Annotated in this window: 20 protein-coding genes; 5 read left to right on the plus strand and 15 right to left on the minus strand. The window is 66.3% G+C overall.

The window, feature by feature from the left end; all coding sequences use genetic code 11:
- Positions 1-119: 119 nt before the first annotated feature.
- From P2PM1_RS07775 to P2PM1_RS07790, 4 genes are all read right to left on the minus strand, one after another.
- Positions 120-2,216, minus strand: coding sequence for a dipeptide ABC transporter ATP-binding protein (locus P2PM1_RS07775; RefSeq protein ID WP_186398729.1), 2,097 nt, complete (start codon positions 2,214-2,216; stop codon positions 120-122).
- Between the two features lie 13 nt (positions 2,217-2,229).
- Positions 2,230-3,249 (minus strand): ABC transporter permease, encoded by a 1,020-nt coding sequence (locus P2PM1_RS07780; RefSeq protein WP_208985218.1) that lies wholly within the window; start codon positions 3,247-3,249, stop codon positions 2,230-2,232.
- An 18-nt stretch (positions 3,250-3,267) separates the two neighbouring features.
- Positions 3,268-4,218 (minus strand): ABC transporter permease, encoded by a 951-nt coding sequence (locus tag P2PM1_RS07785; protein ID WP_186388029.1) that lies wholly within the window; start codon positions 4,216-4,218, stop codon positions 3,268-3,270.
- A gap of 123 nt (positions 4,219-4,341) precedes the next feature.
- Positions 4,342-6,033, minus strand: a complete 1,692-nt coding sequence (locus P2PM1_RS07790; protein WP_186398730.1) for an ABC transporter substrate-binding protein — start codon at positions 6,031-6,033, stop codon at positions 4,342-4,344.
- 541 nt (positions 6,034-6,574) lie between these two features.
- Between P2PM1_RS07790 and P2PM1_RS07795 the strand changes: the two genes are divergently transcribed.
- A complete protein-coding gene (locus P2PM1_RS07795; protein ID WP_186398798.1) occupies positions 6,575-8,155 on the plus strand; it encodes a trimethylamine methyltransferase family protein in 1,581 nt (526 codons plus the stop codon).
- A gap of 62 nt (positions 8,156-8,217) precedes the next feature.
- Entirely contained in the window at positions 8,218-10,653 is a 2,436-nt protein-coding gene (locus P2PM1_RS07800) for an FAD-dependent oxidoreductase (RefSeq protein ID WP_186398731.1), read from the plus strand.
- A 12-nt stretch (positions 10,654-10,665) separates the two neighbouring features.
- On the opposite strand, the gene P2PM1_RS07805 is transcribed toward P2PM1_RS07800, so the two are convergent.
- On the minus strand, positions 10,666-11,562 hold the full coding sequence (locus P2PM1_RS07805) for a LysR substrate-binding domain-containing protein (protein WP_186388026.1): 897 nt from the start codon (positions 11,560-11,562) through the stop codon (positions 10,666-10,668).
- 173 nt (positions 11,563-11,735) lie between these two features.
- Between P2PM1_RS07805 and P2PM1_RS07810 the strand changes: the two genes are divergently transcribed.
- On the plus strand, positions 11,736-11,939 hold the full coding sequence (locus P2PM1_RS07810) for a hypothetical protein (protein ID WP_186395189.1): 204 nt from the start codon (positions 11,736-11,738) through the stop codon (positions 11,937-11,939).
- Between the two features lie 106 nt (positions 11,940-12,045).
- Here the strand turns inward: P2PM1_RS07810 and xylA are convergent, their stop codons facing one another.
- The 3 genes from xylA to P2PM1_RS07825 form a co-directional block, all read right to left on the minus strand.
- Positions 12,046-13,353: a xylose isomerase gene (gene xylA / locus P2PM1_RS07815; RefSeq protein ID WP_186388024.1), complete on the minus strand. Its 1,308-nt coding sequence runs from the start codon at positions 13,351-13,353 to the stop codon at positions 12,046-12,048.
- Positions 13,350-14,813, minus strand: coding sequence for a xylulokinase (gene xylB, locus P2PM1_RS07820; RefSeq protein ID WP_186398732.1), 1,464 nt, complete (start codon positions 14,811-14,813; stop codon positions 13,350-13,352). The genes xylA and xylB overlap by 4 nt, the downstream gene beginning before the upstream one ends.
- A gap of 147 nt (positions 14,814-14,960) precedes the next feature.
- Entirely contained in the window at positions 14,961-15,365 is a 405-nt protein-coding gene (locus P2PM1_RS07825; RefSeq protein WP_186398733.1) for a hypothetical protein, read from the minus strand.
- Here P2PM1_RS07825 and P2PM1_RS07830 point away from each other — a divergent pair.
- Positions 15,364-16,323 carry a helix-turn-helix domain-containing protein gene (locus P2PM1_RS07830; protein ID WP_371636509.1) on the plus strand — a complete coding sequence of 320 codons (960 nt, stop codon included), beginning with the start codon at positions 15,364-15,366 and terminating at the stop codon, positions 16,321-16,323. The genes P2PM1_RS07825 and P2PM1_RS07830 overlap by 2 nt on opposite strands.
- Here the strand turns inward: P2PM1_RS07830 and arfB are convergent, their stop codons facing one another.
- Positions 16,324-16,743 carry an alternative ribosome rescue aminoacyl-tRNA hydrolase ArfB gene (arfB, locus tag P2PM1_RS07835; protein ID WP_186395199.1) on the minus strand — a complete coding sequence of 140 codons (420 nt, stop codon included), beginning with the start codon at positions 16,741-16,743 and terminating at the stop codon, positions 16,324-16,326.
- A gap of 118 nt (positions 16,744-16,861) precedes the next feature.
- Between arfB and mazG the strand changes: the two genes are divergently transcribed.
- Positions 16,862-17,695 carry a nucleoside triphosphate pyrophosphohydrolase gene (mazG, locus tag P2PM1_RS07840; protein ID WP_186395185.1) on the plus strand — a complete coding sequence of 278 codons (834 nt, stop codon included), beginning with the start codon at positions 16,862-16,864 and terminating at the stop codon, positions 17,693-17,695.
- 18 nt (positions 17,696-17,713) lie between these two features.
- Here mazG and hflX read toward each other — a convergent pair whose 3' ends face one another.
- The 6 genes from hflX to P2PM1_RS07870 form a co-directional block, all read right to left on the minus strand.
- A complete protein-coding gene (gene hflX / locus P2PM1_RS07845; RefSeq protein ID WP_186398734.1) occupies positions 17,714-19,117 on the minus strand; it encodes a GTPase HflX in 1,404 nt (467 codons plus the stop codon).
- Positions 19,118-19,375, minus strand: coding sequence for an RNA chaperone Hfq (gene hfq / locus P2PM1_RS07850; protein ID WP_186388019.1), 258 nt, complete (start codon positions 19,373-19,375; stop codon positions 19,118-19,120).
- 207 nt (positions 19,376-19,582) lie between these two features.
- Positions 19,583-20,446, minus strand: coding sequence for a D-amino-acid transaminase (locus P2PM1_RS07855; protein WP_186398735.1), 864 nt, complete (start codon positions 20,444-20,446; stop codon positions 19,583-19,585).
- A 43-nt stretch (positions 20,447-20,489) separates the two neighbouring features.
- Positions 20,490-21,866 carry a Trk system potassium transporter TrkA gene (gene trkA / locus P2PM1_RS07860; RefSeq protein ID WP_186388017.1) on the minus strand — a complete coding sequence of 459 codons (1,377 nt, stop codon included), beginning with the start codon at positions 21,864-21,866 and terminating at the stop codon, positions 20,490-20,492.
- Positions 21,867-21,996: 130 nt separating this feature from the next.
- On the minus strand, positions 21,997-23,364 hold the full coding sequence (locus P2PM1_RS07865) for a sigma-54 dependent transcriptional regulator (RefSeq protein ID WP_186398736.1): 1,368 nt from the start codon (positions 23,362-23,364) through the stop codon (positions 21,997-21,999).
- On the minus strand, positions 23,354-25,573 hold the full coding sequence (locus P2PM1_RS07870; RefSeq protein WP_244293080.1) for a PAS domain-containing sensor histidine kinase: 2,220 nt from the start codon (positions 25,571-25,573) through the stop codon (positions 23,354-23,356). The genes P2PM1_RS07865 and P2PM1_RS07870 overlap by 11 nt, the downstream gene beginning before the upstream one ends.
- Positions 25,574-25,670: the final 97 nt, after the last annotated feature.

Below are 25,670 nucleotides of genomic sequence, written 5' to 3' on the forward strand. Positions count from 1 at the left end.
TTGGGCGCGCCATCCGGGCTGCTTTCGGGCCGCGACCCGCGATTTTGAGAAATTGAGACGGCCAACATCAAAATTTCGCGATTTTGAGACGGAATTTTGCAAAATCCGTCTCGAAATTTTCAAAGCCGTTCGGCCGCCTCGCTCTTCGGCTTTATCACCGGCTCCATCGCGGTCAGTTCGGCCGGATCGAGATGGCACAGGATCCGGTGTCCCTCGCCGAAATCACGCAGCGGCGGCAGCTCGGCGTCGCAGGTGCCCGGCATCATATAGGGGCAGCGGGTGGAGAACGGGCAGCCCTTCGGCGGGTTGGTCGGCGACGGGATTTCCCCCTTGAGCACGATATGCCGCTTCTCGATCCGCGTGTCGGCGATCGGCACCGCCGCCAGCAGCGCCTCCGTATAGGGATGGTAGGGCGGCGCGAAGATATCCTCGGTCGTGCCCTGCTCCATGATCCGGCCGAGATACATCACCACCACCCGGTCGGCGAGATAGCGCACCACCGACAGGTCGTGGCTGATGAACAGCATCGTCGTGCGGTTCTGGCGCTGGATATCCATCAACAGCTCGGTCACCGCCGCCTGCACCGACACGTCCAGCGCCGACACCGGCTCGTCGGCGATCACCACCTTCGGATTGCCGGCAAAGGCCCGCGCGATGCCCACCCGCTGCTTCTGTCCGCCGGAGAGCTGGCGCGGTTTCCGCCTTGCGAAATCGCGTGGCAGCTTCACCGTGTCGAGCAGCCGGTGGACGATCGCCTCGACCTCCTCGTCCTTGCTGGCGACCCCGAACTTGCGGATCACCCTGGCGATCTGGCTGCCGACCGAATGCGACGGGTTCAACGTGTCGAACGGGTTCTGGAACACCATCTGCAGCTTCGAGATGGTCTCGGCGTTGCGCCGCTGCACCGGCAGGCCGCCGAGCTCGACATTGCCCAGCATCACCTTGCCGTCGGTCGCATCCTCCAGTCCCATCAACACCTTGGCGAAGGTCGACTTGCCGCAGCCGCTCTCGCCGACGATGGCGACCGTCTCGGCCTCGCGCGCGGTGAAGCTCAGCTTCTCGTTGGCCTTGACCACCCGCTCGCTGCCGCCGACGACGAAAAGCCCGCCCTCCTCGATCAGGTAGTGCTTGGTCATGTCTTCGACGGAGAGCACCACATCGCCCGGCTCGACCGGCGGCTTCGCCTCGCCCTTCGGCAGGTCGCGGTTCCAGTCGATCTCCTCGAACCGCTCGCAGCGCACCCGGTGGTCGGCATCGCCCGGCACCGCATGCATCGACAGCGGGCCGGCATCGCACACGCCGGTGCGGAAGAAGGTACAGCGCGGGCCGAAGTTGCACCCGCGCGGCCGCTCATGCGGCAGCGGCAACTGGCCCGGAATTGCCACCAGCGGATGGGCGTTCTTGTCGGCGCCCGGCAACGGAATCGAGCCGAACAGTCCCCGCGTGTAAGGGTGGCGCATCTCGTCGAAGACGTCGTGAATGTCCCCGACCTCCACCGCCTCGCCGGAATACATCACCGTCAGCCGGTCGCAGGTCTCCAGGATCAGCCCGAGATTGTGCGAGATGTAGATCATCGAGGTGCCGAACTCCTCGGCGATCTCGTTGATCAGCTCGACGATGCCCGCCTCCACCGTCACGTCGAGCGCCGTTGTCGGCTCGTCGAGCAGCAAGAGCTTGGGGTTCGACAGCAGCGCCATGGCGATCACCACGCGCTGCTGCTGGCCGCCGGAAATCTGGTGCGGATAGGAGGCGAGGATGCGCCTCGGGTCCGGCAGGCGGACCTTGGCCAGCATCTCCTCGGCCCGCGCCAGCGCCTCCCGCTCGCTGAGGCCGTCATGGTAGATCGGCACCTCGGCGAGCTGGTCGCCGATGGTCATCGACGGGTTCAGCGAGGCCATCGGCTCCTGATAGACCATGGCGATGCGCGAGCCGCGGATCTGGCGCAGCTCCTCCTCGCTCATCTGCCGCATGTCGCGGCCCTCGAACAGGATTTCCCCGCCGACGATGGCGCCGTTGCGGCCCATGTACTGCATGATCGCCAGCGCCACGGTCGACTTGCCGCAGCCGCTCTCGCCGACGATGCCATGCGCCTCGCCCGGCATCAGCTTGAGATTGAAATCCACCACCGCCGGGATCTCGCCGGCGCGCGTGTAATAGGAGATGCAAAGGTTCCGGCATTCCAGGACGGGAACCTGTTCGGCGGCCTCGGCGCTCATCTTGTCCCCCTCCTCAGTCACGCAGGCTCATTTCCCGCAGGCCGTCGGCCAGCAGGTTGAAGCCCAGGATCAGGCTCGACACCGCCAGCGCCGGCACCAAAAGCATGTAGGAGAATTTCCACAGCATCGCCGTCCGGGCGCTCTCCCGGATCATCAGCCCCCAGTCCGGGTCCGGCGGCTGCAGGCCGAGCCCCAGGAAGGTCAGCGTGGTGATCGCCACCGTCGTGTAGCCGAGCCGCAGGCAGGCATCGACGATGATCGGCCCGCGCACGTTCGGCAGCAGCTCGAAGATCATGATGTAGAGCGGATGTTCGCCCCGCGTCTGCGCCGCGTAGACATAGTCGCGCGTCTTGATGTCGAGCGCCAATCCCCGGACGATGCGCATGATCGCCGGCGCCGAGGCGAAGGTCACCGCCACCACGATGTTGAAGCCCGAGGGGCCGAGATAGTTCAGGATGACGATGAACAGCACCATCACCGGAAACGACAGCAACACATTGGCGACAAAGGAAATAATCTCGTCCCACCAGCCGGCGAGATAGCCGGAGATCAGGCCGAACATGGCGCCGACCACATAGGCGACCATGGTCGCCGTGACGCCCCAGACCAGCACCCGCTGGCAGCCCCATATCATCCGCGACAGCATGTCCCGGCCCTTGAAGTCGGTGCCGAGCCAGAAGAACAGATCTCCCCGCTCGGTGAACGGCGTCGTGAACGGCGCGATCGGCTTGTTCGGGTCCATCAACGGCAGGTAGGGCGCGCTCACCGCCATCAGCAGCCAGAAGAACACCAGCGTCAATCCGATCACCGCGACCCGGCTCTCGCGGAAGGCGCGCACGCCCAGCACATAGAGCAGCACGGTCGCCGGGATCGCCGGCAGCAGCACGTTCTGCGCCCCCGATCCGAGCCGGTGCCCGAACATCACATAGGCGGTCAGCGGCAGCCACAGCAGCAGCGCCAGCGCGATGACGGGCTTGGGCCGCGACAGGCGGTCGAGGAGCGACGGGCCGGACTGGATCTCGGTCACTGCCATGGCGGGCGTCTCCGGTCCTTACGCAAAACGGATGCGCGGGTTCAGGAAGGTGTAGCCGATGTCGGAGATGATCTGCGACAGAACGGCGACGGCGACGGCGACGAGGGTGCAGGCCTGCACCACCTCGACGTCGGGAAACAGCGCGGCTTCCAGCAAGAGCTTGCCGAAGCCGTTGTATTCAAAGAAGACTTCGACCACGACGACGCCCGACAGCAGCCAGTTGAGCTGCAGCACGATCAGCGTGAACGGCGCGATCAGGGCGTTGCGCAGCGCGTGCCGCATCACCACCCGGCGGTACGGCAGGCCCTTGAGAATGGCGGTCCGGATATATTGCGAGGTCATCACCTCGGCCATCGAGGCGCGGGTCATCCGCGCCACATAGCCGAAGTCGTAGATCACCAGCGTCAGCACCGGCAGGACCAGCTCGCGGAAGCTGAAGCCGCCGATCATCGCCGATTTGACCGGCAGCCAGCCGAGACCGAGGGCGAAGATCACCGTCAGCAGGATGGCGCTGGCGATCTCCGGGATGCTGGTCGTGAACACCGAGATGAACGAGATGCTCCGGTCCTGCAGCGACCCCTCTTTCATCCCCGCCAGAATGCCCAGGATCAGCGATAGCGGGATCATCAAGGCGAAGACGAAAAACGCCAGGATGCCGGTATTGGCAAGCCGGTCCGCCAGCAGCGGTCCGACCGGCCGGTTCTTCTCGTAGGAGAAGCCGAAATCCCCGCTCAGGATATTGCCGACCCAGTTGAGATAGCGCTGGTGGAAGGGCACGTCGAGGCCGCGCCCGGCGAGCCAGCTCTTGTAGCTCTCCTCGGTCAGGGCCGAGACGGCGAAGCCGCCAAGCTCTTGAACCGCCAGCCGTTTCTTGAACTCGGGCGTGTCGAAGATCGCGAACAGCAACAGCGAGGAGACCGCCATGATCAGAACCATCTGAACCAGGCGTCTCAGGATCAGTTTCAGCATATGGCGCCCACCGTGTCGGCCCCTCGGACATGCCGGCAACACGGCATGCGGGCCCTCCCCCTGACCTCAGCAGCGAGACTGCCGCGCCGGAGAAATCCCCGGCGCGGCGCTGCATCGTTCGTGTCAGCTCATCCAGACCTTGTTGAACTGATGATACTGGGTCGGATGGGCCGGATAGCCGTGCACCGACTTGGACGCCATCGTGTAGACCGGCCGCCAGATCGGCAGAACCATGACCGAGGCGTCCTGCAGGATCTTCGAGGCCTTGGCGAGCAGCCCCTTGCGGGTCTCCACGTCGAGCGTCGCCTCGGCCGCGTCGAGCGCGGCATCGAACTCCGCCGAGGCGAAGCCGGACTCGTTCCACGGCACGCCCGTGCGGTAGCCGAGCGACATCACCATCGTGCCGAGCGGCCGATGCGTCCAGGCGGTGGCGCCGAACGGCGTCTTGGTCCAGATCTCCCAGTATTTGGAAGCCGGTATCACATTGATATTGAGCGTGATTCCGGCATCCTTGAGCTGGTCGCGCATCGCCTCGGCGGCCGTCTGGTGCCACGGCCCGTCGGTGTTGCCGATGTCGATGGTGATGGTGATGCCGTTGGGGTGCCCGGCCTCGGCGAGCAGCGCCTTGGCGCCCTCCACGTCGCGGGTCAGCGGCGGCAGCGCCTCATAGTCCGGATGCACCGGCGCGACATGGTAGTTCTCGCCGACATCGCCGCCTTCCGGATAGACCAGCGGCTTGATCGCGGCATTGTCGATGGCCATGGTCACGGCCTTGCGCACGCGCTCGTCATTGAACGGAGCGGCATCAACCCGCATGCGGCAGCACAGGGTCTGCGCGGTGCGCGCGGCGATGATCTCCCCGTCGAGCGCCTTGGCCAGTTCCATCTGCTCGACGCCGAAGTCGTAGATCGCATCGACGCTCTCGCCGGCAAAGGCGGTGAGTTGGTTGTCCGCGTCGAAATTGTAGTAGTGGATCTCGTCGAGAAACACCGTGCCGCCCCAATATTCGAACGGCTGGCCGCCGGCCTCGGTCACCTTCTTGAGGATGCAGCGGTCGCCGACGACGTTCTCGGCGATCGTGTAGGCGCCCGTGCCGTTGATCACGTTGTCGAGCGGCGGCTTGAAGCCGCGATGCACGATGGCGGTCGGGTAATTGTACATATCCTCGGGGAAGGACAGCACCGGCTTGGTCAGGTTGAAGCGGATCGTGTGCTCGTCGATCACCTCGATCGACCCGTCGATCAGCCGCTTCTTGCCGTCGACCTCCTCGACCATCGCCGAAACCGACGAGAGGCCGATATTCGACGAGCCGAGGTCCGGGTCGGTCCAGCGCTCGAAGTTGAACTTCACGTCCTCGGCGGTGAAGTCGTCGCCATTGTGCCACTTCACGCCCTTGCGCAGGTGGAAGGTCCAGGTCTTCAGATCTTCGGAAGCTTCCCAGCGTTCGGCCAGCATCGGCCGGGTGACGTTGTCCGGGCCGGTCATCGCCAGATATTCCAGCATGTGACGGGTCTGGTTGGAGGCCTGGGTCCAGGAGAAGGTCGCCGGATCGTCGATCTTCTGCACCTGCATCGCCACTTTCAGGATGCCGCCGGCCTTGGCGTTCGGATCGTCCGCCGGGAACGGCAGGTTGGCCGCGTCCTGGGCGATTGCCGGGCTCGGCAGGCCGGCCATCGCATAGGCCGCGCCGGCGCCCACGCCCAGCAGCGCCGCGTAGCGGACGAATTCGCGCCGGCTCAGCCGGCCGCTGTCCATCTGTTCCTGCGCTTCCCTGACTTTCGGATGCATCTTGTTTGACGTCTCGTTGGTCGACATTGCCCTGTCTCCCCTCCAACCGTTTGTTGAATTCGCTGTCTGTTCCTGTGCGCTGCGGGTCTTGTGCCCGCTGCGCGGCTTGCTTTCCGGCCCCACCCTTACTGCCCGCGCAACACGTCGCCGCGGGTGACCTCAGGACCTGACCTTGCGATCCTCCCTCCGCCCGGCCGCGCCTTCGACATGGCGAAGACACGAACCGATGTGGTGTTCTGGTGCCGTGCCGGCCGGCAACGCGGTCAGCACGGATCGAGCAGGATCAACCTAACATGCAATCATGGTGGCTTGGCAAAGCCTTCGAATCCTTTTTTTCAGGTCCGGCCGGCTGGTGTCGGTATCCGACAAAAGCTCGTCGCATAATCGATATCGCCTTTCCCTCGCTGACGGCGCTAGGCTTCTGTCACATCGCGCGTATTGAAACGCAGACGCTTCCGAAACAACAGGCAAACTGCTTGCCGTTTTCGGAGACGGGTGAACTTTACTAAGACGGATACGAAACTGGACGTTCGCGATCGCGACAGGGAGCCCGGTTCTCATGGCCCAGATGCACGGAACTGAGGACATCGCCCCCAGCGACGAGGAAGCCGCCGGACGCCGCCGCGGACGCAGGGGCCGCCGGGAGGTTCAGGGGCATTCCGACGCGATCGAGCAGAAGCCGTTCCGTGCCCGCCGCAACCCTTTCGCGCCCGTCCAGGCGGTCTCCGACGATCAACTTGAGGCGATCCATTCCGCCTCGCTGGATGTGCTGGAAAATATCGGCATCGATTTTATCAACAGCGAGGCGAAGGCGCTGCTGAAGGCCGCCGGCGCCGATGTTTCGGCCTCTTCCGACCGAATCAGGCTGGATCGCGGCCTGGTTCTGGAGGCGCTCGCCAGCGCACCGACGGAATTTATCCTCCATGCGCGCAACCCCGAGCGCAATCTAAAGGTTGGCGGCGACAGCGTCATCTGGAGCGGCGTCGCCAGCGCTCCCAACTGCGCCGATGCGCAGCGCGGCCGGCGCCCCGGCAGCCAGCAGGACTATCGCGACTTCGTCCGCCTCAGCCAGGTTTTCAACGTCATCGATCTCAATGGCGGCTATCCGGTCGAGCCGGTCGACATCCACCCGTCCGTGCGCCATCTCGACTGCGTCTCCGACTTCGTGACGCTGACCGACAAGGCCTTCCACATCTATTCGCTCGGCCGCGAGCGCAATCTGGACGGCATGGAGATCGCCCGGATCGCACTTGGCATGACGGATGAAGAATTCGACAGAACCCCTTGTGTTATCTCGATTATCAACTCGTCTTCGCCGCTGCGCCTCGACACCCCGATGCTCCAGGGCATCATCGAGATGTCGCGGCGCGGGCAGCCGATCGTGCTCACCCCCTTCACCCTTGCCGGGGCGATGGCGCCGGTCACGGTCGCCGGGGCCCTGGTGCAGCAGAATGCCGAGGCGCTGGCCGGGCTCGCCTTCGCCCAGATCGTGCGGCCCGGCGCCCCGGTCGTCTATGGCGGCTTCACCTCCAATGTCGACATGAAGTCGGGTGCCCCCGCCTTCGGCACGCCGGAATACATGCAGGCGGCCCTTGTCGGCGGCCAACTCGCCCGCCGCTACAACCTGCCCTACCGCTCCTCCGCCGTCTGCGCGGCCAACTCGCCCGACGCCCAGGCAGCCTGGGAGACGGTGTTCTCGCTCTGGGGCGCCTTGATGGGCGGCGCCAACTACGTCAAGCACGCCGCCGGCTGGCTGGAAGGCGGGCTGACCGCCGGCTTCGAGAAATTCGTCATCGACATCGACCTCTTGCAGATGATGGACGCCTTCCTGCAACCGCTCGACACCTCGCCGGAGGCGCTCGCCGTCGAGGCGATCCGCGATGTCGGGCCCGGCGGCCACTTCTTCGGCACCGCCCACACGCAAGCCCGCTACAAGACCGCGTTCTATCCGCCTATCATCTCCGACTGGCGGAACTTCGAAACCTGGCGCGATGCGGGCTCGCCGACCGCCTATGACAAGGCGCAGGTGGTCTACAAGAAGGCGCTCGCCGAATACGAGGCCCCGCCCCTCGATCCGGCGATTGCCGAGGAACTGGCGGCATTCGTTGCCCGGCGCAAGGCCGAAGGCGGCGCGCCCACCGACTTCTGACGACGGCCGGCCGGCCGTCGGTGCTCCCATCCCTCCCTTCCAGACAACGGGGACCCAGACGAATGAAATCCCAGGCTCGCGTGGTGGTGATCGGCGGCGGCGTCGTCGGCTGCAGCGTCCTTTATCACCTGACTCGGAGGGGCTGGACCGACGTGCTGCTGATCGAGCGCTCGGAGCTCACCTCCGGCTCGACCTGGCACGCGGCCGGCGGCTTCCACACGCTGAACGGCGACCCGAACGTCGCCAAGCTGCAGGCCTACACCGTCTCGCTCTACAAGGAGATCGAGGAGATTTCCGGCCAGTCCTGCGGGTTGCACCTGACCGGCGGCCTGCAGCTCGCCGACACGCGCGAGCGGCTCGACTGGCTGAAGATGGCCCATGCCCGCGGCCGCTATCTCGGCATGGAAACGGAGATCATCTCGGCGAAAGAGGCCAAGGAAGTCCTGCCGCTGATCGACGAGCGGCATTTCGTCGGCGCCATGTGGGACCCGATCGAGGGCCATCTCGACCCCTCCGGCACCACCCATGCCTATGCCAAGGCGGCGCGCAAGGCCGGCGCCGAGATCTCCCTGCGCAACCGCGTGGTGGAACTCGCCCAGAAGCCGGACGGCACCTGGCTGGTCGTCACCGAACAGGGCACGGTGGAGGCCGAACATGTGGTCAATGCCGGCGGCCTGTGGGCGCGCGAGGTCGGCCGCATGGTCGGGCTGGAACTCCCCGTCCTTGCCATGGAGCATCACTATCTGCTGACCGAAGACATGCCGGAGATCGCCGAGATCGTCGCCTCGACCGGCAAGGAGATGGTTCACGCCATCGACTTCTCCGGCGAGATCTATACCCGCCAGGAGCGCGGCGGCATGCTGCTCGGCACCTATGAGCGCGCGGCAACGCCCTGGAGCCCGCGCCAGACGCCCTGGGACTTCGGCCAGGAACTGCTGGCGCCGAATCTGGAGCGCATCGCCCCCTCGCTGGAGATCGGTTTCGAGCACTTCCCCGCGCTCAAGCACACCGGCATCAAGCAGTTCGTCAACGGCCCCTTCACCTTCTCCCCCGACGGCAATCCGCTGGTCGGCCCGGTGCGCGGCCTCACCAATTTCTGGTGCGCCTGCGCGGTCATGGCCGGCTTCAGCCAGGGCGGCGGCGTCGGCCTTGCCCTCTCCAACTGGATGGTCGACGGCGACCCCGGCTTTGACATCTGGGGCATGGACGTTGCCCGCTTCGGTCCCTGGGCGACCCTTGCCTATACCAATGCCAAGGTGCGCGAGAACTATTCCCGCCGCTTCCGCATCCGCTATCCCAACGAGGAACTGCCCGCCGCCCGTCCGCACCAGACGACGCCGCTCTACGACCGCATGCGCGCGCAAGGCGCGGTGATGGGCGACAGTTGGGCGCTGGAGACCCCGCTCTGGTTCGCGCCCGAAGGCACGGAGGCGCGCGACATCGTTTCCTTCCGCCGGTCCAACGACTTCGAGCACGTCAAGGCCGAGTGCCAGGCGGTGCGGAGCGGCGTCGGCATCACCGAGATCGCCAATTTCGCCAAGTACGAGATCGCAGGCAGCGGTGCCGAGGCCTTCCTCGACCGGATGATGACCAACCGCATGCCGGCACTCGGCCGCATGGTGCTGACGCCGATGCTGAACGAGACCGGCAAGCTGATCGGCGACTTCACCATCGCCCGCATCGCCGACGACCGCTTCCTGATGTGGGGCTCATCCCAAGCCGAGATCTACCACATGCGCTGGTTCGAGCGGCATCTGCCGCAGGACGGCTCGGTGCGGGCGACGCCGATCAATCTCGGCTGGGTCGGCCTGTCGATCGCCGGGCCCAAGGCGCGCGACCTGCTGGCGCGCGTCACCGGCGATGATGTGTCGAACGACGCCTTCCCCTTCATGGCCAGCCGGGGGATGGACGTCGCCTCCGCCCCCTGCCATGTCAGCCGCATCAGCTATACCGGCGACCTCGGCTACGAGATCTGGATGGCGCCGCACTACGAACGGCGGGTCTATGACGCGCTGAAGGAGGCCGGCGCCGATCTCGGCCTGCGCGACTTCGGCATGCGCGCCCTGCTCTGCCTGCGGCTGGAAAAGAACTTCGGCACCTGGTTCCGCGAGTTCCGCCCGATCTACGGACCCTTTGAGGCCGATCTCGGCCGCTTCGTCGCGCTGAACAAGGGCGACTTCATCGGCCGCGAGGCCGCCATTCGGGAGAAGGAGAGCGGCGGCACGCTGCGCCGGGTGAGCTTCGTCGTCGAGGCGGGCGATGCCGACGTGATCGGCGACGAGCCGATCTGGCATGACGGAAAGGTCGTCGGCTGGATCACCTCCGGCGGCTACGGCCACCATGTCGACGCCTCGCTGGCGCAGGGCTATCTGCCGAAGGACCTGGCGGCGCTCGGCCCGGACGGCGCCTTCGAGATCGAGATCATCGGCGAGCGGGTCAAGGCCCGCATCATCACGGAGCCGCTGTTCGACCCGCGCGCCGAGCGGATGCGCATGTAGCCGGCGCGGCGCTCAGCTTCCGGGATTCATCTCCCGGAAGCAGGCGATCACATGGCTGGCGAAGGCGTCGCTCGCCTTGCCGGCATTGCCCGCCTCCTTGAGGATCAGGTGGTAGTCGCCGATTTCCGGCAGGCCGTGGCGCGCGTCGAGCTTCTGCAGCGGCGGCGTGATAACGCTGGTCGGAAATGGGGCAATGGCGAGATCCGCCAGAAGAGCCGCTTCCTGTCCCGCGCTGTGAAAGCTCTGATAGGCGATCCGGTAGGGGTGCTCGGCCTTGTCGAGGGCGATGCGCGCGGCCTTGCGCCACGGGCAGCCGGACACCGACAGCGCCAGCGGCAGCGGGTTGCGGCTATAGGCAACGCCCCCTTCCAGTCCCGCCCAGGCGAGCGGCTCGGTGTAGACGATCTCCCCGCCGCGGGCGAGATCGCTGTCGGGCCGGGCCGTGTAGAGGATCAGGTCGAGCTGACCCTCCTTGAGTTTTTGCAGCAGCGGCGGACTGCCGTCGAGATGCACGTCGACATTGACCGCCGGATGCGAGCGCGCGAAGCGCGTCAGGATATTGGGCAGGAATCGCGTGCCGAAATCGGAAGGCGCGCCGAAGCGCACCTCGCCCTCGATGGAGGGCGAGCGGAACATCGCCACCGCCTCCTCGTTGAGCAGCAGGATGCGGCGCGCATACCCGAGCAGCGCCTCGCCCTCCGCAGTCATGCGGACACTGCGTCCCTCCCTTGCGAAAACCGCAGTGCCGAGCAGCGTCTCCAGCTTCTTCACCTGCATGGAGACGGCCGACGGCGTGCGCCCGATCACCTCGGAAGCCTTTGAAAAGCTTCCGGTTTCGGCGATGACAAGGAAGGTCCGATAGAGGTCCGTCTCGATCAGCGGCGTGCCTTTTCCCGGCACCAGGTCCATGGTGTGGCCTCCTTGTCGTTCAGATCAATGAAATTGATCATATACATGAGTCCTTTTGGTTTGCCTGATAGCGCGAATACCACCATATCCCCGGTCAGAGCGGTATGACAGTTCGCCCGCGTGCGAACTGCCCGGCCGCCACGGCATCGCACCTTGAGCGCATGGAGAGCGCCATGTCCTATCTGACCAAGCTTCTCGGCACGGCCTTCGGCGCCACGGCGCGCGTCCATGCGCTGTCGGTCGCCGACACCGACCCGCGCACCCTCGCCGATCTCGGCATGTCGGGCGACGCGGCGAAGCAGGCCCGTTTCCAGTCGTTCCGTGCCGGCGAACCCGGTGCCTCGAACGCTGCCCGCCTCGGACTGAACGGTCGCTGAGCACGCCTCCCCGCCGGCTTTCGACCGCATCGTCACCTGAAACGACAAACCGCCGAAGCGCAAGCTTCGGCGGTTTTCGTTTGTGCAGAAGGCGTTGGAGCCAAGCTCAGAGGCGGCGGTTGACCAGATTCTCCAGATATTCCTGGCGGCCCGAGACCGGGCGCGGATCGATGCCCTCGCGCTCGACGCGCGCGGCGATCTCCTCCAGCGTGCGCTCGCCCTTCAGCATGGCGGTCGCCTCCGGCGCCTGCCATCCGGCATAGCGCTTGGCCACCGCATCCGACAGATCGCCCTTTTCCATGAGCTCGGCGGCGGCGAGAAGCCCGCGGGCGCAGGTGTCCATGCCGCCGATATGGCCATGGATCAGGTCGGCCGCATCCAGCGACTGGCGGCGGAGCTTGGCATCGAAGTTGAGGCCGCCGGTGGTGAAGCCGCCCGCCTTGAGGATGTAGTAGAGCGCCAGCGCCACTTCCGGTACGTTCATCGGGAACTGGTCGGTGTCCCAGCCGGACTGGTAGTCGTTGCGGTTCATGTCGATGGACCCGAAGATCCCGAGTGCGGAGGCGAGCGCCACCTCGTGCTCGAAGGAATGGCCGGCGAGCACCGCATGGCCGACCTCGATGTTCACCTTCACCTCGTTTTCGAGGCCATAGGCCTTGAGGAAGCCGTAGACGGTGGCGACGTCGAAATCGTACTGGTGCTTGGTCGGCTCCTGCGGCTTCGGCTCGATCAGGATCGCGCCCGGAAAGCCGATCTTGTGCTTGTAGTCGACGACCATCGACAGGAAGCGCCCCATCTGGTCGAGTTCGTGCCTGAGATCCGTGTTGAGCAGCGTCTCGTAGCCCTCACGCCCGCCCCACAGCACGTAGTTCTGGCCGCCGAGCTGGTGCGTCACGTCCATGCAGGCCTTCACCTGGCCCGCTGCATAGGCGAACACGTCCGGGTCCGGATTGGTGGCCGCGCCCGCCATGTAGCGGCGATGAGAGAAGAGGTTGGCCGTGCCCCACAGGAGGCGCGTCTTCGAGCTCTCCATCTTGCGGGCGAAGACCTCGGCGATCTCCTGCAGGTTGCGGTTGCTCTCGGCGAGCGTCGCGCCCTCCGGCACCGCGTCCCGGTCATGGAAGCAGAAGAACGGCACGCCGAGCAGGTCGAACATCTCGAAGGCGACGTCGGCCTTCAGGCGCGCCATCTCCATCGTCTCACCGAACCACGGCCGTTCGAAGGTCTGGCCGCCGAACGGATCGCCGCCCGGCCAGCAGAAGCTGTGCCAATAGGCGACGGCAAAGCGCAGATGTTCCTCCATCCGCTTGCCGAGCACGAGCCTGTCGGCGTCGTACCAACGATAAGCAAAGGGATTTTCGCTCTCCGGCCCTTCGTAGCGGATGGCGGGAATGCCGTCGAAAAACGCAGTCATCGCAGAACCTCTCTCAGTGCCGGATAGAGGGCCCGGTAGCGGGCGAGCTCCTCTTCGTGGAAGGAACGCAAGGCCCCGTCTGGGCCGATGGAAAAGGCTGTCGGCGGCGGAGCGAAACGGTCGGCGCCGCACGCGCCGGTGGCCGCCGCCCGGCCAAGCCGCGCCGCACCGAAGGCGGCGCCGAAATCGCCGTTGCCGGGCACGGCGATTTCGATGCCCAGCACACTCGCCAGGATCTCCAGCCAGTCGCGCGAACGGGCGCCGCCGCCGATGGCGATGGCCCGCTCGACGCGGGTGCCGGCCGCCGACAGCACGTCGAGGCAGTCGCGAAAGGCATAGGCAACGCCTTCCAGCACGGCGAGCGCGAGATCGGCCCGGTCGTGCGCCTGCGACAGGCCGACGAAGCTGCCGCGCGCCGAGGCGTCGTTGTGCGGTGTGCGCTCGCCGGACAGATAGGGCAGGAACAGCACCGGCTGCCCGTCCCGAGGCTGTTGCCGGCGGGTGGCTGCCTCGCGCTCGAGCGTCGCGACATCGCAGCCCGAAACCCGTGCCAGCCAGTTGAGGCTGTCGGTCGCCGACAGGATCACCCCCATCTGGTGCCAGGTGTCCGGCAGCGCATGGCAGAAGGCATGAACCGCGCCGGCGGTGTTGGGCCGGAAGCGGTCGGTCGCAACGAACAGAACGCCGGACGTGCCGAGCGACAGAAAGGCCTCGCCCGGACGCACGGCGCCGATGCCGCAGGCGCTGGCGGCATTGTCGCCGGCCCCGCCCGCCACCACCGGTGGCCGGGCAAAGCCCCAGCGCGCGGCCAGTTCCGGCAGGATCGTGCCGGTCGCATCGGTGCCCTCGGCGAGGGTCGGCATGTTGGCGCGTGTGAGGCCGGTTGCGGCAAGCAGCTCGTCCGACCAGTCGCGGCGGGCGACATCAAGCCAGAGGGTGCCGGCGGCATCCGACATGTCGGAGACGGCCGCCCCGGTCAGGCGCAGCCGGACATAGTCCTTCGGCAGCAGCACCAAGGCGGTTTTCGCAAAGATGTCGGGTTCGTGGCGCGCGACCCATTCGAGCTTCGGCGCGGTGAAGCCGGGCATGACAAGATTGCCGCCGATGCCGCGAAAATCGGCCCGCGTGTCCAGCACCGCGCATTCGGCTTCCGAGCGCCCGTCGTTCCACAGGATCGCCGGACGCAGCACCTGATGCGCGGCATCCAGCAGGGTCGCGCCATGCATCTGACCGGACAGGCCGAGGCCGGTAACGGCCGACATTTCGGAGGGATGGCTGCGGGCGAGTTCGTCGAGCGCTGCGACCACCGCATCCCACCAGGCATGCGGGTCCTGCTCCGACCAGCCGGGATGTGGCCGTGAGACGGTCAGAGAACTGGACGCGGAGGCAAGGATCGCGTCCGCCTCGTCCATGAGCACCGCCTTGACCCCGGACGTGCCGATGTCGATTCCCAGATACACGTTTCCTCCCGCGCCGCGTCGTGGCGGCTGTTCATATTATTTTCGATACCAAAATATACCATGGCGCGGGGAAATAAAGAGGCTCGATGAAAACTGGCGGCGCGATTGCTCGCGCCGCCACGATACCAGGTCCTGAAAGGCCGGCGATCAGGCAAGGGCCCGCGCCGAACCGCGCCCCATGGACCGTTGCTCGGCGAGCGCAAGCACCGCCACCGCAACCGCCTGCACGCCGAGAAAGGCGTAGCCGAGCCCCGTCGGCGAGACGAGGCCGAGGAGCGGCAGGGCGACGCTCGCCGCCACCCAAAGCCAGTTGCCGGCGACGACCACGAAAACGCCCGCCGCCGGGGGAGACGACGGCGCCGCGACCGCCAGCATGAAGACCGCGATCGGCAGCAGCACCAGTCCGGCATAGAACAGCAAGCCCTCGGGAAGGCCGAGCGGCGCGGCGAGCAGGCTGCCCGCGGCAAGCAGCAGGCCGCCCATGACGAAGCAGGTGACGGCGTCGAGACCGAGAAGGCCGCGCAGGGACAGGCGATCGAAGATCTGCAACATGGGAACTCTCCTTGGCTGGCAGGCCGGCCTCATGCCGGGCTGGATGCCGAGAGAGAACCATCACCAGGTCATCAAGGCGATTACCTCACAGGTCATTGAAGCCAGAAAAAATGCCGGGCACCATGCCGGCATGATGACCATCCGCTCGACCTTTCCCGATCTGCTGCGCCAATGGCGCAGTCGCCGCCGCCTCAGCCAGCTTGCGCTTGCCGCGGAGGCCGGCCTGTCGCAACGCCACCTCAGTTTCCTCGAATGCGGCAAGGCCCAGCCAAGCCGCGAGATGGCCCTGCGGCTGGCCGACCAACTCGCCCTGCCGCCGCGCGAACGCAACGCGCTGCTGGCAGCCGCGGGATTTTCGCCGCAGACGCAGGAGCGCGCGGCGGACCATCCGGACCTTGCCGCCGCGATGGAGGTGGTCGGGCGCATCCTCGATGGCCACGCCCCTCACCCGGCCCTTGCCGTCGACCGCAACTGGAACCTGGTGCGTGCCAATGCCCCGGCGCTGGCCCTGCTCGAAGGCATCGCGCCGCACCTGCTCGTGCCCCCGGTGAATGTCTTGAGGGTCAGCCTGCACCCGGACGGCCTTGCCCCGCGCATCCGCAACTACCGCGAATGGCGCGCCCATCTGCTGGAGCGGCTGGGACAACAGGCCGACATGTCCGGCGATGCCGAGATCGCCGCGCTGGTCGAGGAACTGGGGGCCTATCCGGTGCCGACGGGCGCGAAGGCACAGCCGGTGGCGGGCCGCGACCGGCATGCAGGCATTGCCGTGCCGCTGGAATTGCTCGCCGGCGAGACGGTCCTGTCCTTTCTCAGCACGACGACGGTGTTCGGCACCGCGCTCGATATTTTCCTGTCGGAACTGGTAATCGAGAGCTTCTTCCCCGCCGACGCGGCGACGGCAGCGGCGATGACGGCGCTCAGCGCCAGCCTTGCCGACGAGGCCCCGGCCGGGTGATCAGTCGTCGGGGCCCGAGCGCATCCGCTTGATCGCCGAGCGCTGCTTCTTGGCGGCGAGCCTCCGCTCCTTGGAGGCCTTTGTCGGCCGCGTCGCCTTGCGCGGCTTGGGCCGCTCCAGCGCCTTGCGCACCAGCGCGGCGAGACGCTCCAGCGCATCCTGGCGGTTGCGCTCCTGGGTGCGGAACCGGTCGGCCTGGATGAGAATCTCGCCCGCCAGCGTCAGCCGGTTGCCGGCAAGGCGACCGAGCCGCTCCTTGACGTCCTCCGCGAGCGTCCGGTTGCCCGAAAGATCGAAACGGAGCTGCACGGCGGTCGCGACCTTGTTGACGTTCTGCCCGCCAGGTCCCGAAGCGCGAATGAAGCTCTCCGACAGGTCGCCGGCCGGGATGCTCACTCCCGGCGCCACCTCCAGATCCATGTCCGCCACCGACGCCATCGCCGTCCTGTTCCGTTGTTCACGCTTTCGGAGGGCCGCTTGGAACGCCTCCGGTGCAATGCTATGTCGGTCGCCACGACCAGATATGAGGGGCGCCACCGTGACACCGGACCGCGACATCAAGCGACTGATCGAGATCATGGCCGCCCTGCGCACGCCCGGAACCGGCTGCCCCTGGGATCTGGAGCAGGACTTCGCCACGATCGCGCCTTACACGATCGAGGAAGCCTACGAGGTCGCCGACGCGATCCAGCGCGGCGACATGGTCGACCTGCGCGAGGAACTTGGCGACCTGCTCCTGCAGGTGGTCTATCACGCCCGCCTTTCCGAGGAACAGGGGGCTTTCGCCTTTCCCGATGTCGTCGAGGCGATCACCACCAAGATGATCCGCCGACACCCGCATGTCTTCGGCGACGACAATGCCCGCTCCGCCGGCATCGCCAAGGGCATGTGGGAGAAGATCAAGCAGCAGGAAAAGCTGGAGCGGGCCAGCGCCCGCGCCGCCGCCGGGCTGGGCGAGGAGCGCCGACGCTTCCTCGACGACGTTCCGGCGATCTTCCCTGCCCTGACCGAGGCCGAGAAGCTGCAGCGGCGCGCGGCGCGCGTCGGCTTCGATTGGGGCAGCGCGGGACCCGTTCTCGACAAGATCCGCGAGGAGACCGAGGAACTGGCGAGCGAAATTACGGCCGATGGCGAAATGCCCGACCGCGAGCGCATCGCCGGCGAGATCGGCGACCTGATCTTCGCCGTGACGAACCTCGCCCGGCATCTCGACATCGATCCGGAAGAGGCCTTGAAGCGCACCAACCGCAAGTTCCGCCGCCGCTTTGCGGCCATCGAGGACGCCGCGGAAGCAGACGGCCGCACCTTGGCCGACATGAGCCTGGACGAGATGGAAGCGGTCTGGCAGGCAGCGAAGTCGCAAGACGCGTGACGCCCGTCCAAGCGCCCCTCAGTCCGCCCCGTCCTCGTCGATCTCGGTGAAGGCACCGCGATAGCGGGTGGTGAACTCGCCCTTGCGCCGCTCTCCGACACGTACGCGAAGCGCGATGCCGTTCTCGCCCTCGGTCCGCCGCAGCACGTCGGTGTTGCGATAGAGCCAGGCGAGCGCCTCGCCGTCCTCCGGCGCCAGCCGCATGTCATAGACGAGACTGTCTTCGGCAAGCCGCAGTTCCACCCGCGCCAAAAGATCCTCGACCCCCTCGCCGGTCACGGCGGAGACGGCAACGGGCCCCTCGTCGATGCGGTTGGCGGCGAGCAAGGTCTGCCGATGCTCGTCGGACAGCTTGTCGACCTTGTTCCAGATCTCGATCAACCGGCTGCCTTGCGCCTGTTCCAGCCCCAGCGCGTCGAGCGTCGTGGCAACGTCGGCGGCCTGCGCCTCGGTGTCCTCATGCGAGATGTCGCGCACGTGCAGGATCAGGTCCGCCTCGGTCACCTCCTCCAGCGTCGCGCGGAAGGCGGCAATGAGATGGGTCGGCAGGTCGGAGATGAAGCCCACCGTGTCGGACAGGATGACCTCGCGCCCATGCGGCAGCGTCACGCGCCGCAGCGTCGGATCGAGCGTTGCGAACAGGAGGTCCTTGGCGAAGACATCGGCCCGGGTCAGCCGGTTGAACAGCGTCGACTTGCCGGCATTGGTGTAGCCGACCAGCGCCACCACCGGCTGCGGCACCTTCTTGCGCTTGGCCCGGTGCAGCTCGCGGGTGCGGGTGACCTGCTCGAGATCCTTTTCCAGCCGGTTGATCCGCTCCTGGATCAGCCGCCGGTCCGCTTCGATCTGGGTTTCGCCGGGGCCGCCGACGAAGCCGAGGCCGCCGCGCTGCCGCTCCAGATGGGTCCAGGAGCGCACCAGCCGGCTCTTCTGCCACTTGAGGTGGGCGAGTTCCACCTGCAGCGTGCCCTCCGCCGTGCTGGCGCGATCGCCGAAGATCTCGAGGATCAGGCCGGTGCGGTCGAGCACCTTGCAGTAGAGCGCCTTTTCCAGGTTGCGCTGCTGGATCGGCGTCAGCGGATGGTCGACGACGACGAGTTCGATCTCCTCCGCCTTGACGATGGCGGCGAGCTCCTCGACCTTGCCGCTGCCGAACAGCGTGCCGGGCTTGGGAGTGGCAACGGTGACGATGCCGCTGGAGACGATCTCAAGGTCGATGGCGGCGGCAAGGCCGATCGCCTCCTCCAGCCGCGCTTCCGGCGTGCGCCGCAGTTGCGGGGCGCTCTCCCCGCGCAGCCGCCCGGTCAGTACGGGGACGATGACGGCAGCACGCGCACCGGCTGCCCCGCGCGGGCCCTCGAACGGGTTGTCCGGTTCCTGCGCGGGCTTGTCCTTGCGATTCGAGCGGGCTTGGTTCTTCAATCAGCCCGCCGCCTTGTCGCCAGCCTCGTCGGCCGGTTCGAACAGTTGCACTGGAGCATTCGGCATTACGGTCGAGATCGCGTGCTTGTAAACAAGTTGCGAGTGTCCGTCGCGGCGCAGAAGAACGCAGAAGTTGTCGAACCAGGTCACGACACCTTGCAACTTAACGCCGTTGATCAGGAAGATCGTCAGCGGTGTCTTCTGCTTGCGTACATGGTTGAGGAAAGTGTCCTGAAGGTTTTGAGCGCGGTCAGCCATGTTTTATTTTTTCCTGCATTCGTCTTGTCGTTTATTGGTGCGCCCAGCCGAAACAAAAACTGCCGCCATGCAGCCATGCTGCCCGCAGCATTGCGCCCGGCAGCCCCGGCGTCAAGAGCCCGGAGGAAGGCCCTTGGGCGCACCCTGGCACTCTAACGTATCCTGAGTGCCATTTCTGCTCGTTTATATGTCACGGACTGCCTCAAGTCACACCGCACTCGTTTCGGCGGTTTCGTGGAACATCCGGCGCAGCTCCCGGGTGATCTCGCCCGGATGACCATTGCCGATCGACTGGTCGTCGATCCGCACCACCGGCATGACCACCGTCGTTGCGGCCGTCATGAAGGCTTCCTTGGCGCCTTTCGCCTCTTCGAGGCTGAAGGCGCGTTCCTCGAAGGTGAGGCCGTTGCGCTCGATCATGTCGAGCACCACCTGCCGGGTGATCCCCTTGAGAATGCCGCTCGTGGCCGGCCGCGTCACCAGGCAGTTGTCCTTGGTGACGATCCAGGCATTGGTCGAACCACCTTCGGTGACCATGCCGTCGCGGTCGACGAACCAGGCCTCGCGGGCGCCCGCCTCCTTCGCCTTCTGCTTGGCCAGCACGTTGGGCAGCAGGCCGACGGTCTTGATGTCGACGCGCTCCCAGCGGTTCTCCGGCACGGAGATCACCGAAACGCCCTTTTCCGCCAGGGCAGCGGCCGCCGCCGGCTGCGACGACCGCGCCGTCACCACCAGCGCGGGCGCGACGGACACCGGCGGGAAGACATGATCGCGTCGCGAGACACCGCGCGTCACCTGCATGTAGACGAGCCCGTCACGCACCTTGTTGCGACGGACCACCTCGTGCAGCACCTGCGACAGGGCGGCGCGGCCCATCGGCATGCGGATAGACAATTCGCCGAGGGACCGCTCCAGCCGATCGAGATGGCGCCGCTCGTCGACGAGATGGCCCTGCCAGATCTCGCAGACCTCATAGACGCCATCGGCGAACTGGTAACCCCGGTCCTCGATGTGAACGGCAGCCTCCGCGTGGCGAACGTAACGCCCGTTCACATATGCGATACGGCTCATGCTTCCTCCAGTCGATTGCGGAACGCGGCGGCCCTGCCGCGTGTCAGAAGAATTCCAGGCTGACGCGGAACATCTGCTCGACCTGCCGCACCCGCTCCGCGATGGCGAACAGCACACAGCGGTCATGGGCGCGGATGATGGTCGAGCCGTCCGGCGTGATGACGGTGCCGTCCCGGAAGATCGCGCCGACCCGAATGCCGTCGGGCAGTTCGACCTCCCGCAAGGGCTTGCCGACGAGCGGCGAGGTTTCCAGGGCCTCGGCCTCGATCACCTCGGCCGCCCCGTTCTGCAGGGCATGCACGCCGCGGATACGACCGCGCCGCACATGCTGCAGGATCTTGGAGATCGTCACTTGCCTCGGATTGACGAAGGCGTCAATGCCGAGCGCATGGGCAAAGGTCGGATAGCTCGGATTGTTGAGCAGCGACAGGTTGCGCTTGCAGCCGAGCTTCTTGGCCATGACGCAGGAGAGGATATTGACCTCGTCCTCGTTGGTCAGCGCGATCAAGGTGTCCGCGTCCTGGATGTCAGCTTCCTTGAGGATCGACTGGTCGAGCGCGCTGCCATGCAGGATCACCGCGCGCTTCAACGTATCAGCGATGCTGAGGGCGCGCTCGCGCGAGTTCTCGATGATCTTGACCTTGGCCGCCGACTGGCGCTGCTCCAGCATGCGCGCCACGTAATGGCCGATATTGCCGCCGCCGGCGATGACGACGCGGCTTGCCTCGGGCTCCTCGTGGCCGAAGATCGCCAGCGTCCGGCGCACCTGGTCGCGGCGCGCGACCACATAGACGAGATCGTCAACCAGCAGGGAATCGGAGCTCTTCGGAACGAACAGATGGTTGCCGCGAAAGACGCCGCTGACCACCGCCCCGAGATCGGGAAAAAGCTCGGTGAGCTGCCGCAGCGGCGTGTTCACCACCGGACAGTCCTCCCGGCAGATCACGCCGACCACCACGACCTGATCGTCGGCGAAGCGTACGGTCTCCACGGCGCCGGGCAGCGCGAGGCGCCGCAACACCATCTCACCGACCTCGATTTCCGGCGAGATGATCACATCGATGGGCATGTTGTCGCGGGAGAACAGGTCGCTCCAATGCGGCTTCAGATAGCTCTGCGCGCGCACCCGCGCCACCTTGGTCGGCACCTTGAACAGGGAATGGGCGACCTGGCAGGCGACCATGTTGACTTCGTCATAAAGCGTGACGGCAATTAGCATGTCGGCCTGGTCGGCGCCAGCCTGCGCCAGCACGTCCGGATGCGCGCCATGGCCGACGAAGCCGCGCACGTCGAGCGTGTCGCGGATCGCGTTGATCAGGCGCGGCGAGGAATCGATGACCGAGACGTCGTTCTGCTCAGCCGCGAGCTTTTCGGCAATGCCGTAACCAACCTGGCCGGCCCCGCAAATCACCACTCTCATCGGATCCAGGTCCCTTCAAGGAAGTCTGGCCAGCCGGCGACCCGTCACGTCGTCGAACCCGGCAGTTCGCTTCTGGCGTTTGAGCGCGCGTCTGGCCTGCCAGCGAGACTCACATGTCAAATCCGCTCCGCTAGGACAAGCCGAGCGACTTCAGTTTCCGATGCAGGGCGGACCTTTCCATGCCCACGAATTCGGCCGTCCGCGACACGTTGCCGCCGAACCGCTTGATCTGGGCCTGAAGATAGTCCCGCTCGAACATCTCGCGCGCATCCCGCAGCGGCAGGGCCATCAGGTGTTCGCCGCCGCCATTGGTCGGCAGGCTCGGCACATCCGCGCCGATCTCGCCGGGCAGCAGGTCGGCGGTGATCACCGCCTCCGGATCGCCGCGGGTGAGGATCATCAGCCGCTCGACATTGTTGCGCAACTGCCGCACGTTGCCGGGCCAGTCATGCGCCTGCAGCACCGCCATCGCATCCTCGCCGATCTTGCGGATCGGCAGGCCGGACGCCACCGAGATCTGCTCCATGAAGAAGCGAACCAGGTCGGGAATGTCGTCGCGCCTATCCGCCAGCGGCGGCACCTGAAGCGGCACCACGCCGAGCCGGTGAAACAGGTCCTCGCGGAACCGCGCCTCGGAGATCTCGCTGTCAAGATTGCGGGCGCTCGAAGACAGGATGCGGATGTCGACGCTCACCTTGCCGACGCCGCCGACGCGGGTGAAGGTCTGGTCGACCAGAACCCGCAGGATCTTGCCCTGGGTCTCGTAAGGCATGTCGGCGACTTCGTCGATGTAGAGCGTACCGCCATGGGCCTCCTCCATCGCGCCGACCTTGCGGATGCGACCGTCGGTATCTTCGATGCCGAACAGTTCCTCCTCCATCCGCTCGGGGGTGATCGTCGCCGCGTTGATCACCACGAAGGGATTGCGCGCGCGCTGCGACATGGCGTGGATGGTTCGCGCGGCCAGTTCCTTGCCCGCACCCGACGGGCCGATGATCAGCACACGGCTGTTGGTCGGCGCGACGCGCTCGATCGTGTGACGCAGGTTGTTCATGGCGCTGCTGGCGCCGAGCAGTTCCGGCGCGTCGCCGCTGCGCTGGCGCAACTGCTTGATCTCGCGCTTCAGCGAGGAAGCCTCCAGCGCCCGCTCGGTGATCAGCACCAGCCGGTCGGCCTTGAACGGCTTCTCGATATAGTCGTAGGCGCCGCGTTTGATCGCCGACACCGCCGTCTCGATGTTGCCATGGCCGGAGATGATCACCACCGGCAGGTCCGGGTCCTGGGCCTTGATCGCGTCCAGCAGTTCCAGCCCGTCAAGGCGGCTGCCCTGGAGCCAGATGTCCAGCACGACCATGGAGGGCCGCCGCTCCTTGATCGCAGCAAGCGCACTGTCGCTGTCGCCGGCCGTGCGTGTCTTGTAGCCCTCGTCATCGAGGATGCCGGCGATGAGGTCGCGAATATCGGCCTCATCGTCGACGATCAGGATATCATACGCCATCTGTAGCAACCGTCTCCGGGGTCACGGACGCCTCGCCTGTGTCTGACGGAAGATCCGCCGTGTTTCGGGCCATCGTCAGGCGGACCATGGCCCCTCGCCCGCCTCCGATGGAATCCTCTCGCTCCGGCGCATCGAGAAGCTCGATGCCGCCGCCATGCTCTTCCATGATCTTCTTGACGATCGCGAGGCCGAGACCGGTCCCCTTCTCGCGGGTCGTCATGTAAGGCTCCAGCAGCCGCTGCCGGTTCTCCACCGGCAGGCCGATGCCATTGTCCACCACCTCGACGGTGATGCGATCGTCGCTCTGGGTGATCGTCACGTCGATGCGGCCCTTGCCGGCGGTTCCGGCCGGCAAGGCCGTCACCGATTCCGTCGCATTCTTGATGACGTTGGTCAGCGCCTGGCCGACGAGCCGCTGGTCGAACCGCGCCTTCACCGCCACTTCCGGCAGGTTGGTCCGGATCGAAATGTCGGGATTCGCCACGCTCTGCAGGAACGCGGCCTCGCGCACGGTCGTGCGCAAATCGCTCGTGCTCATGGTCGGCTTCGGCATGCGCGCAAAGGACGAGAACTCGTCGACCATGCGGCCGATGTCCCCGACCTGGCGGATGATCGTGTCGATGCACTGGTCGAAGACCGTTCGGTCGTCGTCGGTGATCGTCTTGCCGTAGCGCCGGCGGATGCGTTCCGCCGAGAGCTGGATCGGCGTCAGCGGGTTCTTGATCTCGTGAGCGATGCGGCGGGCGACGTCGGCCCAGGCGGAGGTGCGCTGGGCCGTCACCAGATCGGTGATGTCGTCCAGCGTCACCACGAAGCCGTGTTCTCGGCGCGTCGACTGCTCGCTGGTCGCGCGCACATTGACGGTGCGTTCGCGCCCGTGCCGGTGCAGCGACACCTGGGTCTCGGTCATCCGGTCGTCGGCACGGCCCAGCACATCCTCGACGATGGAGGCGAGTTCCGGCACGGCACGGCCGAGCGGTTCGTCGAGCAGCGCGCTCTCGCTGACATCCAGCAAGGACAGCGCCGAGCGGTTGACCAGCGTGATCCGGCCGGTGTCGTCGATGCCGATGACGCCGGCGGTAACGCCGGACAACACCGCCTCGGTGAACCGGCGGCGGCGGTCGATCTGGTCGTTCGCGGCGAGCAGCGCGTCGCGCTGGCCGCGAAGCTGCGCCGTCATGTTGTTGAAGGTGGCGCCGAGATTGGCAAGGTCGCCCGCCGACTTGTCGGTTTCCACCTGGACGTAGAGATTGCCCTTCGAGACCTGATCGGCGGCGCCGATGAGCCGGCGGATCGGTGCCACCAGCATGTTGGCGAAGCCGAAGCCGATCCAGATCGAGGACAGCAGCAGCACCAGGGTGACGCCGGTATAGACCAGCGCGAAGGCAACCTGGACGCCGAAGCGGCTCTGTTCCATGCGCGTGTACTGGCTGGCGCCGTCCTCGGCGAGCCGCATGTAGTCGACCACGCGCTTGTCCATCGGGCGGGTGACATAGAGATACATGTCCTCATAGGCGGAGAGCCTCATGACGCCGCCGACGAGATTGGAAACACCCGGCGCGATCAGAACCGGCTCGCCGCCCTTGGCCTGCTCGAACGCCTCCACCGGCGGCAGCAGCACCTCGACATCCGGACTGATCACGACGCGGGTGATCACGGTGCCGTCCGGCTTCATCAGGAAGGCGCCGCCGAGCGCGCGCAGCGTCGTCTGCGTCTGGAAGAAGCTGTCGAACCGCGTCGGCTCGAAGTCGTAGACCGCCTTGGCCCGGTCGATATCGCTGGCCATGGCGATGAGATCGCCGCGCAGCACCCGGGCATGCTCCTGCAGATAGGCCTGCGCCACCGTCAGGGCGTTGTCGATGATCAGCCGCGTGCGGTCCTCGAACCAGCGGTCGAGCCCGCGATCCAGCGTGATCGTCGCGAGAATCGCAACCAGAACCGCCGGAACCGCCGCAACGACGCTGAACAGGGTGACGATGCGCCCATGCAGGCGCGCGGCCGCCCGCCCTCGCCTGCGTGCCTGCAGCAGGGCCGCGAATTCCAGGCCGATCAACAGCAGCAGGACCGCAACCAGCACGCCGTTGATCACCATTGCCGCCTGGGCGACGGGACCGTCCGGCGCAATCGGCGTCACGCCCATCAGCACGAAGAAGGTCAGCGTGATGGAGATCAGCGAAACGATGACCAGCACGAGGCCGATCCGGCGCACGCGCAATCCGCTCCGGCTCTGGTCGGAGGGGGAACCTGCTCCGCTGGATCTCTCGGCAAGCACTCGTGGCAACCGTCGCTAGAATCGGCCCAGTCGG

It is taken from the genome of Stappia sp. P2PMeth1, from assembly GCF_900185735.1.
Taxonomy (GTDB): Bacteria; Pseudomonadota; Alphaproteobacteria; order Rhizobiales; family Stappiaceae; genus Stappia.